The sequence below is a fragment of the Neisseria sp. HMSC074B07 genome (assembly GCF_001810355.1).
Lineage (GTDB): Bacteria > Pseudomonadota > Gammaproteobacteria > Burkholderiales > Neisseriaceae > Neisseria.
Map to the genome: position 1 here is coordinate 188284 of NZ_KV800921.1, position 12684 is coordinate 200967.

At 49.1% G+C, this 12684-nt stretch carries 9 protein-coding genes; 6 read left to right on the forward strand and 3 right to left on the reverse strand.

The window, feature by feature from the left end; translation table 11 throughout:
- Positions 1 to 58 precede the first annotated feature (58 nt).
- The 3 genes from HMPREF2726_RS04580 (at position 59) to HMPREF2726_RS04590 (ending at position 6088) form a co-directional block, all read left to right on the forward strand.
- The gene (locus tag HMPREF2726_RS04580) at positions 59 to 3064 is read left to right on the forward strand and encodes a type I restriction endonuclease subunit R (RefSeq protein ID WP_070602377.1); all 3006 of its coding nucleotides are present in this window, start codon (positions 59 to 61) and stop codon (positions 3062 to 3064) included.
- A gap of 99 nt (positions 3065 to 3163) precedes the next feature.
- Positions 3164 to 4438, forward strand: a complete 1275-nt coding sequence (locus tag HMPREF2726_RS04585; RefSeq protein WP_070602378.1) for a restriction endonuclease subunit S — start codon at positions 3164 to 3166, stop codon at positions 4436 to 4438.
- Between the two features lie 48 nt (positions 4439 to 4486).
- The gene (locus tag HMPREF2726_RS04590; protein ID WP_070602380.1) at positions 4487 to 6088 is read left to right on the forward strand and encodes an HsdM family class I SAM-dependent methyltransferase; all 1602 of its coding nucleotides are present in this window, start codon (positions 4487 to 4489) and stop codon (positions 6086 to 6088) included.
- Positions 6089 to 6247: 159 nt separating this feature from the next.
- Here HMPREF2726_RS04590 and HMPREF2726_RS04595 read toward each other — a convergent pair whose 3' ends face one another.
- From HMPREF2726_RS04595 to HMPREF2726_RS04605, 3 genes are all read right to left on the reverse strand, one after another.
- The gene (locus HMPREF2726_RS04595; RefSeq protein ID WP_070602381.1) at positions 6248 to 6916 is read right to left on the reverse strand and encodes a DNA alkylation repair protein; all 669 of its coding nucleotides are present in this window, start codon (positions 6914 to 6916) and stop codon (positions 6248 to 6250) included.
- Between the two features lie 380 nt (positions 6917 to 7296).
- Positions 7297 to 8442 carry an FUSC family protein gene (locus tag HMPREF2726_RS04600; RefSeq protein ID WP_070602384.1) on the reverse strand — a complete coding sequence of 382 codons (1146 nt, stop codon included), beginning with the start codon at positions 8440 to 8442 and terminating at the stop codon, positions 7297 to 7299.
- A 198-nt stretch (positions 8443 to 8640) separates the two neighbouring features.
- The gene (locus HMPREF2726_RS04605) at positions 8641 to 10068 is read right to left on the reverse strand and encodes an alanine/glycine:cation symporter family protein (RefSeq protein WP_070602386.1); all 1428 of its coding nucleotides are present in this window, start codon (positions 10066 to 10068) and stop codon (positions 8641 to 8643) included.
- Between the two features lie 402 nt (positions 10069 to 10470).
- On the opposite strand from HMPREF2726_RS04605, the gene HMPREF2726_RS04610 reads away from it, so the two are divergent.
- From HMPREF2726_RS04610 to HMPREF2726_RS04620, 3 genes are all read left to right on the forward strand, one after another.
- Complete coding sequence (locus HMPREF2726_RS04610; RefSeq protein ID WP_009310985.1) at positions 10471 to 11124, forward strand: hypothetical protein; 654 nt, start codon at positions 10471 to 10473, stop codon at positions 11122 to 11124.
- Between the two features lie 337 nt (positions 11125 to 11461).
- Positions 11462 to 12034 carry a TMEM165/GDT1 family protein gene (locus HMPREF2726_RS04615; protein WP_009310986.1) on the forward strand — a complete coding sequence of 191 codons (573 nt, stop codon included), beginning with the start codon at positions 11462 to 11464 and terminating at the stop codon, positions 12032 to 12034.
- A 10-nt stretch (positions 12035 to 12044) separates the two neighbouring features.
- Positions 12045 to 12665, forward strand: a complete 621-nt coding sequence (locus HMPREF2726_RS04620) for a TIGR01621 family pseudouridine synthase (protein WP_070602387.1) — start codon at positions 12045 to 12047, stop codon at positions 12663 to 12665.
- Positions 12666 to 12684 lie beyond the last annotated feature (19 nt).

Sequence of the window (12684 nt, forward strand, 5' to 3'; positions counted from 1 at the left end):
TTGCCAGAGCGGGATTGATATAATTTCCAGTTTGCAAAGAATAGCTTGGAGAAGTCTGATGTCTCAAGTCTACAACGAAAATTCCCGCGTCAAAATCCCCGCCGTTTTGCACCTGATGCGGTTGGGCTACGATTACCTCTCGCTCAAAAACGAAAATTGGGACAAACAAACCAACATCTTCCCCGAAATCTTTATAGAAAGCCTCTGTCGCATCAATCCCGATTTATCACCGGACGATGCACACCGCCTGTTCGCTGACATACGCCTAGAGCTGGACAACGAAGATTTGGGGCAAAAATTTTACGAACGCCTCACCAATCAATCCGGTGGCAAGAAACTGATCGACTTCCAAAATTTTGATAACAACAGTTTCCACGTTGTAACCGAATTGCCCTGCATCAATGGCGACGAAGAATTCCGCCCCGACATTACCCTGCTGGTAAACGGCATGCCCTTGGTCTTTATTGAAGTCAAAAAACCCAACAACAAAGGCGGCATCGGAGAAGAGCGGGAGCGCATGGGCAAACGTGCGAAAAATCCCAAATTCCGCCGTTTCATCAACATCACCCAATTCATGATTTTTTCCAACAACATGGAATACGACGACGGCGCAGCCGAGCCGGCGCAAGGCGCGTTTTACGCCTCGTCTGCTTACGGCAAGCCAGTGTTCAACTACTTCCGCGAAGAGCACAAATTAAATCTTGCCGAATTATTGAACACGCTTTCAGACGACCTCGAAAACAAAGTCTTGCAAGATAACAACCTGCCCGTTATCAAACACAGCCCTGAATTTATCAGCAATAAATCGCCCGAAACACCGACCAACCGCATCCTGACTTCGCTGCTTTGCCGCGAGCGCCTCGCCTTTATCCTGCAACACGGGCTGACGTACGTTAAAAGTAACCAAGGCGCGCTGCAAAAACACATCATGCGCTATCCGCAGCTATTTGCCACCTTGGCCATCGAAAAACATTTATCAAACGGCGGTAAAAAAGGCGTAATTTGGCATACCCAAGGCTCCGGTAAAACAGCGCTTGCCTATTACAACACCCGCTACCTGACGCACTATTACGCCAAACAAGGCATCGTGCCGAAATTCTATTTCATCGTGGACAGGCTCGATTTATTGAAACAGGCGCAGCGCGAATTTACCGCCCGCGATTTAGTCGTCCATACCATCGACAGCCGCGAAGCCTTTGCTGCCGACATCAAATCCGCCCAAACTTTGCACAACCACGCAGGCAAAGCGGAAATCACCGTTGTTAACATCCAAAAATTCCAAGACGACCCCAATGTCGTCGCCCGTAACGACTACAACCTCGCCATCCAGCGCGTCTATTTTCTCGACGAAGTACACCGCAGCTACAACCCAAAAGGCTCGTTTCTTGCCAACCTCAACCAGTCCGACGTAAACGCTGTCAAAATCGGGCTGACTGGCACGCCGCTTATCGGCGTAACCGCAGGCAACGTCAACACCCGCGAACTCTTCGGCGACTACATCCATAAATACTATTACAACGCCTCCATCGCCGACGGCTACACCCTGCGCCTGATTCGCGAGGCCATCAGCAGCCAATACAAAGCCGAATTGCAGGCTGCATTGGCGCAGCTTGAAGTCGAAAAAGGCAGCTTTGACCGCAAAGAAATCTACGCCCATCCGCACTTCGTCCGCCCGATGCTCGACTATATCTTGGGCGACTTCGCCAAATTTAGAAAAACCAACCAAGACGACAGCCTCGGCGCCATGGTCGTTTGCGACAGCGCAGAACAGGCGCAGCAACTCTTTGACCATTTTCAGACGACCTCAGACCACAATCTCACCGCCGTGCTGATACTGCACGACGTCGGCACCAAAGACGAACGCGATCAATGGGTCAAAGATTTCAAAGCGGGCAAAACCGACATCCTGTTTGTGTACAACATGCTTTTGACCGGTTTTGACGCGCCGCGCCTGAAAAAACTTTACCTAGGCAGACTGATAAAAGCCCATAACCTTTTACAAACCCTGACCCGCGTCAACCGCACCTACAAATCTTACCGCTACGGTTACGTCGTCGATTTTGCCGACATTCAAAAAGAATTCGACAAAACCAACCGCGCCTATTGGGACGAACTTTCCAAAGAATTGGGCGACGAAATCGACAGCTACAACCAGCTTTTCAAAACCGTCGAAGAAATCGAAGAGGAAATCACCGGCATCAAAAACGCCCTGTTTGACTTCGACACTGAAAACGCCGAAGTATTTTGCAGTCAAATCAACCAAATAGACGACAAAAAACAGCTTCTCGCCCTCAAAAAAGCCCTGCAAACCGCCAAAGAACTGTACAACGTCCTGCGACTGCAAGGTAGCCACGAATTTCTCGCGCATCTGGATTTTGACAAGCTCAATCTTTTGTACCGCGAAGCCGCCGCCCGTCTGGATACCTTAAACCTCGCTGAAAAACTACAGCAAGGCGACACCGCCCATTTGCTCAATGAAGCGCTGGAAGACGTTTACTTCCAATTCGTCAAAATCGGCGAAGCCGAACTCAAACTTGCCGACGATTTGAAAGACATCATGCGCAAAGTCCGCGAAGGACTGGCGGGCAACTTCGACCAAGACGACCCCGAATACATCAGCCTGCGCGAAGAGCTGGAACGCATCTTCAAGAAAAAGAACCTCGCCGAAGTCGGGCAGGAAGAAATGCAGGCAAACATCGCCACACTCGAAACCGTCTATGCCCGAATCAAAGAGCTGAACCGACAAAACGACCTCTTGCGGCACAAATACAGCGGCGACGCCAAATATGCCCGCACTCACAAGCGGCTTATGGAAAACCCCGCCCTCTACGGCGACAAACTCAAAGTCTTTAACGCGCTAAACGGCGTCAAAGCCGATGCCGATCAAAAAGTGCTGGATATGGAGCAGATTTTGGACAACCAAAATTACTTCGAAAAACAAATGCAGGGCATCGTATTAAAACGCTTTAGAACGGAAGAGCAATTTCCTGTTCAACCCGCCGACATCCAAGCCATCAACCGCCTGTTGGTGCGGGAATATTTAAAAGAAAGCGGGAGGGTGTAGCGCGGGCTTTAGTCCACTAAAAAAACAGCAAACAAAAAGTGCGGTCGGATTTGGGAATATTTTTCAGACGACCTTTAGAATGATTTTAGAGACTTAATAATGGAAAAAATAAAATTTTCTGATTTATATACAATTTCATCAGGAATATCTTCAACCAAAGAACAGGCTGGGCATGGCTCACCTTTTCTATCATTTTCTACTGTCTTCAATAATTTTTTTATCCCTGACAAACTCGAAGATTTGATGGATACGTCAGAAAGCGAGCAGAAAACTTATTCAATTAAATCAGGTGATATTTTTCTTACCCGCACCAGTGAGGTTATTGATGAATTGGCAATGTCATCAGTTGCACTCAAGGATTATCCGAATGCAACGTATAGCGGTTTCTTAAAACGGTTGCGTCCAATAGATGGATTGAAGACATATCCTAAGTTTATGGCATTTTATTTGAGAACACCATTATTTAGGAAAACAATAACTAATAATGCAACAATGACATTGAGGGCAAGTTTTAATGAAACAATATTTTCATATTTGGACTTGTTACTTCCTGATTATTCAGAACAGAAAAAAATAGGCGACTTTTTATATCTGATAAATCAAAAAATCGCCCTGAACAAACAAATCAACGCGCGCTTGGAAGAGATGGCGAAAACCCTGTACGACTACTGGTTTGTGCAGTTCGATTTCCCTGATGCCAACGGCAAGCCCTACAAATCCTCAGGCGGCGAAATGGTGTTTGACGAAACCTTGAAACGGGAAATTCCGAAGGGGTGGGAGGTGAAGAGTTTTGGGGAGGTCGTTACTCATTCGACCACTGGATTAAACCCAAGAGATAACTTTTCTTTAGGCAATGGTGAGAATTTCTATGTAACTATTAAAAACATAAAGGATAATGAAATTAAATTTCACACTTGTGCCAAAATCACTGATGAAGCATTAAATGTTATCAATAAACGTTCTAAGCTGGATAAAGGAGATATTTTATTTACCAGTATTGAACCTATAGGTTCAACATATTTGTTACATGAAAAACCTAAAAACTGGGATATAAACGAGTCCGTATTTTCTATACGCAGTAAGTCTGATTTTATAACTCCATACTTTTTATTCATGCTTTTATCGTCTGATGAAATAAAATCTTTTACTCGTCAAGTTTCCACGGGAAGTGTTCATAAGGGTATTAGACATGAAAGCCTGAAACGCTTTACTTTTGCCTATTCAGGTATAGATTTAATTAAAAATTTTACAAACTTAATATCCCCAATGCAGCAAAATATTTTTTTTCTACAAAAACAAAACCACCACTTAACCCAACTACGCGATTTCCTACTTCCCATGCTGATGAACGGGCAGGTTTCTGTGGCGGAATAAGCCGGATTCAAGAATCAGACCTACAAAATAAAACAAACGAGATAAAAAATGACCGAACAACACTTTACCGAACAAACCAAAGCCCTGATTGACAGTTTGAAAACCATCTGCGCCAACTATGGTTTGGGCAATGACGGCAACGAGTTCAAAATCATCAGTCAGGCTTTTTTGTATAAATTCTTAAACGACAAATACGATTTCGAAGTCAAAAAAATTCGCAAAGAAAACCCTAACGAGGAAATTGAGTTCATCAATATGGATATTGAGGGAAAAACCGCCGTTTTAAAGCCCGAGCATTCCATCAAGTATTTATCGGAGCGACAAAACGGCGCGGATTTTGCCAAGCTCTTTGACGATACACTCACCGATATTGCCGCGCAGAATGCGGAGTTGTTTTCGGTAAAAACCGAAGGCGGGGCGAAAATCGTGTTGTTCGAGCGTATCAGTCAATATATTACCGATGAAGGTCGCCGCGACGATTTTTGCCGCGCGCTGATTTCCAAACTGGCGGGTTTCAGCTTCGAGGCAATTTTTGCGCAAAAATTCGATTTTTTCGCCACGATTTTTGAATACCTGATTAAAGACTACAACAGCAATTCCGGCGGAAAATATGCCGAATACTACACACCGCACGCGGTGGCGCGGATTATGGCGGATATTTTGGTGCCAGAGGAGGTGCGCGGGCAAATCCGCAGCGTGGACGTTTACGACCCGTCGGCCGGTTCAGGAACGCTGTTGATGAATGTCGCCCATGCCATCGGCGAAGATAAATGTATGATTTATACGCAGGATATTTCACAAAAATCATCCAATCTGTTGCGGCTGAATCTGATTTTGAACAATTTGGTGCATTCTTTGAATAATGTGGTTCAGGGCAATACGATTTTGTCGCCCGCCCATAAAGATGCTTCAGGCCGTCTGAAAAAATTTGATTTCATCGTTTCCAATCCGCCGTTTAAATTGGATTTCAGCGATTTCCGCGACCAATTGGAGGGCGATGAAAACCGCGAACGCTTTTTTGCCGGTATCCCGAAAATCAAGGCGAAAGATACGGATAAGATGGAAATCTACCAGCTTTTTATCCAGCATATCTTGTTTTCCCTGAAAGAAAACGGCAAAGCGGCAATTGTATTGCCGACGGGCTTTATCACCGCCCAATCGGGCATCGACAAAAAAATCCGCGAACATTTGGTGGAAAACAAAATGCTAGCCGGCGTGGTGTCCATGCCTTCCAATATTTTCGCCACGACGGGAACCAACGTTTCCATCCTGTTTATCGACAAAGCCAATAAAGATAACGTGGTGTTAATCGACGCATCGGGCTTGGGCGAAAAAATCAAAGACGGCAAAAACCAAAAAACCGTACTCTCCCGCGCAGAAGAACAAAAAATCTGTAATACCTTCACGCACAAACAGGCTGTGGAAGATTTCAGCGTGGTGGTCAGCTACGATGAAATTAAAGCCAAAAACTACAGCCTGTCGGCGGGGCAGTATTTCGAGGTAAAGATAGATTATGTGGATATTTCCGCCGATGAATTTTCGCAGAAAATGGCGGGATTTTCGGCGGATTTGGACAAACTCTTTTTAGAATCTGCCGAATTGGAAAAAGAGATTAAAGAAAAGCTGCAAACGCTGAAATTTAACGGGTAAGCGTAAGTCTGCACAAAGCGGGTTTGTGTAAAGGATGAGTGATGTTTTAGTATTACTCAAATGAAATTAAAGTAGAAAGCGGTCTGCACTTTGATAAATGCAAGTGCAGACCGCTTTTTACATTTTGGCTCTGCAGAAACTTCGTTGAAGCCCAAGCTTTCAGACGACCTTTGGCGGCAGGTATTTACTTGCTTCGCGCAAGCTCAGTTTGGCCATTTTGTGCCGGTGTCGGTTGATAAAGCCTTGTACCCATTCGGGGTTGGTTTTGCTGTAATCGCGCAATGCCCAGCCTATGGATTTGTTGATGAAAAATTCTTTTTGCCCCAGATTGTTGCAGATGATTTTTTCCAGTAGTGCGGTGTCGGTGCGTTGTTTGCGGAGCAGTTGGTGGTCGATGGCGACGCGGCGCAGCCAGATGTTGTCGTCCGTGCTCCATGCCAATAGGACGTTGTTGACTTCGGGGTGGCGCAGGGCAATGCCGCCGACAATGCGGTCGAGGACGTCCGAACTGTCCCACCATGATTTTTCGGTAATCAGCATTTGCAAACGCGGGATGTCCTGCGGGGTCAGGTGCTGCTGCATTTTTTTCAGGTATTCGAGCGCGGCGTATTGCAATTCGCGGTTCGGGTCGTCCCAGCAGCGGCGCACGAAATCCCAATCGACCGGCTGTTTGGCGGCGCCTTTGAAAAACGGGCTGCACAGGTGGGCAAGCTGGGGTTTGCCGATGCCGAAATAGGTAAAGCGGTGTTTCATGTATGCCTGCATCGGCACGGCGCGTTCGGGGTTGGCGTGTTGTTGCAGGACGGCGAGCAGGGCGGGGTAGTCCATACGTTTTTCCTTTTTGCAGGAGATGGCAGGGTTTGGGGTCGTCTGAAATCTTGGTCTTTGTTCTGCTTTCTCTTCGATGTTTCCCTTTCGTCGCGCTGGTTTTTTATAGTGGATTAACTTTAAACCAGTACGGCGTTGCCTCGCCTTGGCTCAAAGAGACATTCTCTAAGGTGCTGAAGCACCAAGTGAATCGGTTTCTGTACTGTCTGTACTGTCTTGCGGTTTCATCGCCTTGTCCTGATTTAGTTAAGCCACTATAGTAGCAACGTCTTTATCCCAAATGTAGGTGCAGCGCCTCTCGAAAAATCTTGGCGGGTTGTCTGGCTGAATTTGTTTTCTGTTTTTCTTTGATATGGCGGGTTCTTTGAAAGGATTTGTTTTCAGACGACCTCTTCTTCCAAATCGCCTTCGCGGGTTTCGCGCAGGTGTTCGCGCAGGCGTTGGAGTTCGTGTTTGTCCAGCCACTTGCGGCGGCTGCGTTGCAGGAGGATGACGAGTGCGGAGATTTCGTTGCGCATATTGGTGCTGAGCCAGAGGAAGCCCTGCCATTCGTAATGGAGGCGGGCGGCGAGTTTGCCCAGCTCGGGATTGATGGAGGTGTCGATGCGGATGCGGCGGGCGTAGTGGCCTTTGATGAGGCGGACGGTCAGACGCAGGTCGCGTTGGAGGCGGTTGAAATGGCGGTCGAGGAGGCGGATTTCGTGTTCGTTGAGTGTGGGGGCTTGCAGCTTGGCGGCAGTAGTGAGGAGCAGCTCGGTGGTGTTGACGATTTTGCGGTGGGCGTGCTGCATGGCTTCCATCATGGCGGGGCTGATGTGGCTTTCGCCCGAGGTGGCGGCGAGGTGGCTGCGGCTTTTGACCATGCGGGCGTTGATTTGGCGCATTTTGACCATGTTTTGTTCCAGCCTCTCGCGGGTCATGCGTTTGCCGTTGCTGATTTCGGCAATCATTTTGCCGCATTCGGTCAGGTTGTCGGCAAGCATGAACCGCCACATGAGCGTGGAACGCAAGGGCAGGAGTTTGGCGGAGACAATGGCGATGGCGGCGCCGATGAGGACGTTCATGGCGCGCATGAGTCCGCTGTCGAGCCAGTTGTTGCTGTTGTCGCCGATGAGCATACACATGGTCAGTCCGGCAAGCATGGGGACGTAGCCGTTTTTGCCGACCGCCGCCCAACCTGCGGCTGCGCTGGCGGTGCCGACGGTCAGGTAAAAGAGGATGCCACCGTGGAAGTAGTGTTGGTTGAGCCACAACAGGGTCAGGCCTGCGCCCAAACCGATGACGGTACCGAGCATGCGTTCGACGGCTTTGGAGTAAATTGCGCCTTGAAATTGGAGCATGCCGAGTACGACGAAGACGGTCATGCCTATCCATTCGCCGTGTTGGAGGTGGAGGAGTTTGGCGAGCAGGGTAGAAAACAGTACGGCAAGTCCGAGCCGGACGGCGTGTATGTGGCGGCGGTAGCGGTAGCGTTCGTAGGAGTTGAGCCAGCGTTTGACGAAGCGTTCGCGTTGTGAGGCGTTCATGATTGGGGCTATCTTGTTGAGATTTTTGGGTTTATCGGGCGGTATTGTAACGGGAATCGATAGGGAGATACAGGTTTCTGAATAAAGGATTTTCGGCTGGGCTGAAACAGATTGGTTTGGGGAGATTCGGTAAAAGGCAAAAGGTCGTCTGAAACGCTGTATGGTGTTTCAGACGACCTTTTTAACCGGGCTATGGGTTTACCAAATATCGGATTTGATTTTGCGTTTCAAGCCCGGATGTTCGGAAAGTTTGAAGACGGGGTCTTTGCCCATTTTCAGTTTCGCCGTGTAGTCCCTCAACAGCAGGAAGGCAAGCGGAGAGAGGATCAGGATGGCGACCAGGTTAATCCATGCCATCGTACCCATCGCCATATCCGCCATATCCCAAATCAGCGGGACGTTGGCGACTGCGCCGAAATATACCCAGCCCAAGACGAGCATGCGGAACAAGGCGGTCAGCAGCCAATGGTTTTTGATGAACTGCACGTTTGATTCGGCATAGGCATAGTTGCCGATGACGGTAGAAAAGGCAAACATAAACAGAATGATTGCCAAGAAGTCTGCGCCCCATGCACCGACTTGGCTGATAATCGCTGCTTGGGTCAGCTCTGCGCCGTTCAAATTGCCGTAAGGTTGTTGGTAAACCAAAACGATAAACGCCGTGCAGGAGCACACGATAATCGTATCGACGAATACGCCCAGCATTTGAATCATGCCTTGGGAAACAGGGTGTTTGACTTCGGCTGCCGCGGCAGCGTTAGGCGCAGAACCTTGACCTGCCTCATTGGAATACAGGCCGCGTTTGATACCGATCATCATGGTTTGCGAAATCAAACCACCGAGCAGGCCGCCGCCGGCTGCTTTAAAGTTGAATGCGCTGTCAAAAATCTGACCGAAGACGTGGGGAATCAGGCTGATGTTGGTGACGATGATGTAGAGTGCCATCAGCAGATATAAAGTCGCCATCAGCGGAACAAGCATTTCGGCAAAGCGGGAAACGCGGCGGATACCGCCGAAAATAATCGGTGCAGTCATGATGACCAATGCGACGCCGACCGCATGTTCGTCCCAGCCCCATGCGGCTTTGGCGGTTACGGCGATGGTGTTGGTTTGAACGGCTTCATAAACGAATCCGAAGCAGAAAATCAGGCTCAATGCAAATACGATGCCCAACCATTTTTGACCCAAGCCTTGGGTAATATAGTAAGCAGGACCGCCGCGGAAATGATGGTTGTCGTAATCGCGGATTTTGAACAACTGCGCCAGTGAAGATTCGACAAACGCCGAACTCATACCGATTAATGCGGTGATCCACATCCAAAATACTGCGCCCGGGCCGCCGCTGCTGATGGCAATCGCCACGCCCGCGATGTTGCCTACGCCCACGCGGCTGGCAAGTCCGGTAACGAAAGCCTGAAACGGCGTAATACCGTGCGGATCATCGCCTTGTTGGCGGCCGCCGAGCATCTCTTTGATACTGCGTCCGAGCAGGCGGAATTGTACGAAACCGGTGGCAACTGTGAAAAACAGCCCTGCACCCAGCAGGACATACACCAGCCCTGTCCACATCGGATCATTGATTTTCTGAACCAATTGGTGCAGCGATTCGGTAAAGTTGTTATCCATAAAAACCTTTCTGAGTTTGAATGACGGACGGTTTGCCGCCGTTCGGAAGTAGTGCATTGTAACAGACTGTCAACAAATTGAAAAAGTTTTATATCGGCGTGAAATAATATATCTAATTGATTGATATTTAATAATTAAAATCCTTGATCAGAGGCGGATGAGGCCGGATCTGCTTTCCTGTGCGAAGCGGACAAATGCCTGAAAGAGGTCGTCTGAAAACGGGTTGGGCCTGTCTCGGAACCGGGTGCAAAGTGCCGTATATTTCCCAACTGTTACCGCTTGTTATTCAATTGCGCCGAAAAATACGGTTTACGTTAGAATGCCATCCGAAATTCCGGCTGTATGGCGATAAACGCGGCAGTCCGGTTTCAGACGACCTTTGTGCCACAAACAGGAAAATCTATGCATGCTACGATTCAAAGCCGTTTCGCGCCGATTTTATACGTCGTAATATTTTTTGCGGGCTTTCTGACCGCCTGCCTTTGGTTTAACCCCAAAGACTATCTTGCTGATTTGGCGCCCGTTGTTGCCGCGGTTTGCGCCGTTGCGCTGGTGTGGTTGGCATGGACGGCGGTTTCGGTCATTGCGCGGAAAAAGAACGAATGGCTGCGCAGGGAAAAATTGATACAGCAGGAAAAAGTCCATCCCGTCTTGCATGCTTCCCTGCAAAGCGTGGAAGAACAGCCGGAGATGCTGGCATTGACTATCCGCAACCACGGCAAAGGCATGGCGAAAAACATCCGCCTGCAAGTGTCGTCCGTGTCTGATAAAGCGGCGGAACGCGCTATCGTTGAAGCGGTCAGCAAATTGGTTATCGTTGGCGACGGCTTGGATATGCTGGCTTCGGGAGAAGTGTACGGCAGCGTCTTTGGCGATATCCGCGAGCTGTCGGCAAGTCTGCCGGAGAAAAAATTCGGCGGCATCATGAAGCTCGTCATGACGTATTGCAATGTGTTCGGCGAAACCTGTATCTCCGAAACATCTTTGGATTTGAGCCTGCTCAACGCGGTGGAGCTGTCCGAAGCCGAACACAAACCCAGCAAATTATTGTATTGATGCTGGCTGAGTCTGACATCAAAGGTCGTCTGAAACGCATTTTTGTGAAGCAGGTAAAAATAGCTTCTGGAAAATGAAAGCCGTTTCAGACGACCTTTATGATTGTCTTTACGCGCCAACCTCTTTATAATGCGCACACTCTTACGGGAGTAGCCATCTGATTTTCACTGACAATCAGAGCCGTTATCAACATAATTGACCGAGTTCGACAAAGATCGGTCATGGTGGCGGCATCTTCCTGACAACAGGAAGACAGGCAAGACGTAAGCGTTGTCCATACCCTTGCGGGCGGTATGTGCAACGCTTTTTGTTTTTGCCCGCTTCGGTTGAGTATCTTATGGAAGCATTTTTCTCTTCAATACTGGGCGTTGCCATTGCCGAAATCGGCGATAAAACGCAACTGCTCGCCCTTTTCCTTGCCGCACGTTTCGCCCAGAAAAACGCGGTAGTCTCCGGCATCTTCATTGCCACTTTACTGAATCATTTGGTCTCCGCATTTGTCGGCGTATGGCTGGCGGAAACCGTTTCCCCCGATACCGTCAAATGGGCGGTCGGCATCAGCTTCATCGCGGTCGGCTTGTGGCTGCTCCTGCCCGATAAAGATGAAAATCCCGACAGCCGTTGGCTTAAATACGGCGCGTTCGGGGCGACGGTTTTCCTGTTTTTCATGGCGGAAATCGGCGATAAAACCCAAATCGCCACGGTCTTGTTGGCGGCAAAATACCAATCCTTATCCATGGTCGTACTCGGCAGCGTTGCCGGATTGATGTTGGCAACTGTCCCCGTGGTTTATTTGGGCGATATGCTGATGAAAAAAATCCCCGCCAAAGCCGTGCGGATTTCCGCCTGCGTACTATTTTGCGTATTAGGCGTCATCACTTTGGCGGGCGGCGGCATTATGTTGAAATAGGTCGTCTGAAATGTGGGAAATCTTATTCAGACATCCGGATTTTGTTGCCGTCAACAAACCTTGCGGCGTATCCGTGCATCAGGAAGAGGGCGAAGTCAGCCTGACTCAGACGCTGGCGGCGCAGCTCGGCCTTGAGCAGGTTTGGCTGCTGCACCGCTTGGACAAGCTGACCAGCGGCGTGTTGTTGTTTGCCCTGAACCCGCAAAGCGCGTCGGCGCTGGCGCAGCAGTTTGCTGCCAAAACCATGCGTAAAACTTATTTGGCGCTGGCAACGGACAAGCCGTCTAAGAAACAAGGTTGGATCAAAGGCGATATGGAAAAATCGCGGCGCGGCGCATGGAAACTGACGCGCGGCATGGAAAATCCCGCCGTAACCGAATTTGGCAGCCACAGTTTAGAACCCGGTCTGCGCTTGTTCGTCCTGCATCCGCATACGGGCAAAACCCACCAACTCCGTGTCACCATGAAAAGCTTGGGCAGTCCGATTTTGGGCGATACGCTCTACGGCGGGAAGCCTGCATCGAGGATGTTCCTTCATGCGTGGAAAATCAAATTCGACTATCAAGGTCAGACGTTTGAAATTGTCGCGCCGTTGAGTGAGGAATGGCCGTTTAGGAATATAGTGGCTTAACTTTAAACCAGTACGGCGT

Excerpts from the sequence above, each read along its gene's own strand:
- HMPREF2726_RS04595 (WP_070602381.1), bottom strand. The coding sequence starts at position 6,916 with ATGGACTACCCCGCCCTGCTCGCCGTCCTGCAACAACACGCCAACCCC.
- HMPREF2726_RS04610 (WP_009310985.1), top strand. The coding sequence starts at position 10,471 with ATGCATGCTACGATTCAAAGCCGTTTCGCGCCGATTTTATACGTCGTA.
- HMPREF2726_RS04620 (WP_070602387.1), top strand. The coding sequence starts at position 12,045 with ATGTGGGAAATCTTATTCAGACATCCGGATTTTGTTGCCGTCAACAAA.
- HMPREF2726_RS04615 (WP_009310986.1), top strand. The coding sequence starts at position 11,462 with ATGGAAGCATTTTTCTCTTCAATACTGGGCGTTGCCATTGCCGAAATC.
- HMPREF2726_RS04600 (WP_070602384.1), bottom strand. The coding sequence starts at position 8,442 with ATGAACGCCTCACAACGCGAACGCTTCGTCAAACGCTGGCTCAACTCC.
- HMPREF2726_RS04580 (WP_070602377.1), top strand. The coding sequence starts at position 59 with ATGTCTCAAGTCTACAACGAAAATTCCCGCGTCAAAATCCCCGCCGTT.
- HMPREF2726_RS04605 (WP_070602386.1), bottom strand. The coding sequence starts at position 10,068 with ATGGATAACAACTTTACCGAATCGCTGCACCAATTGGTTCAGAAAATC.
- HMPREF2726_RS04585 (WP_070602378.1), top strand. The coding sequence starts at position 3,164 with ATGGAAAAAATAAAATTTTCTGATTTATATACAATTTCATCAGGAATA.
- HMPREF2726_RS04590 (WP_070602380.1), top strand. The coding sequence starts at position 4,487 with ATGACCGAACAACACTTTACCGAACAAACCAAAGCCCTGATTGACAGT.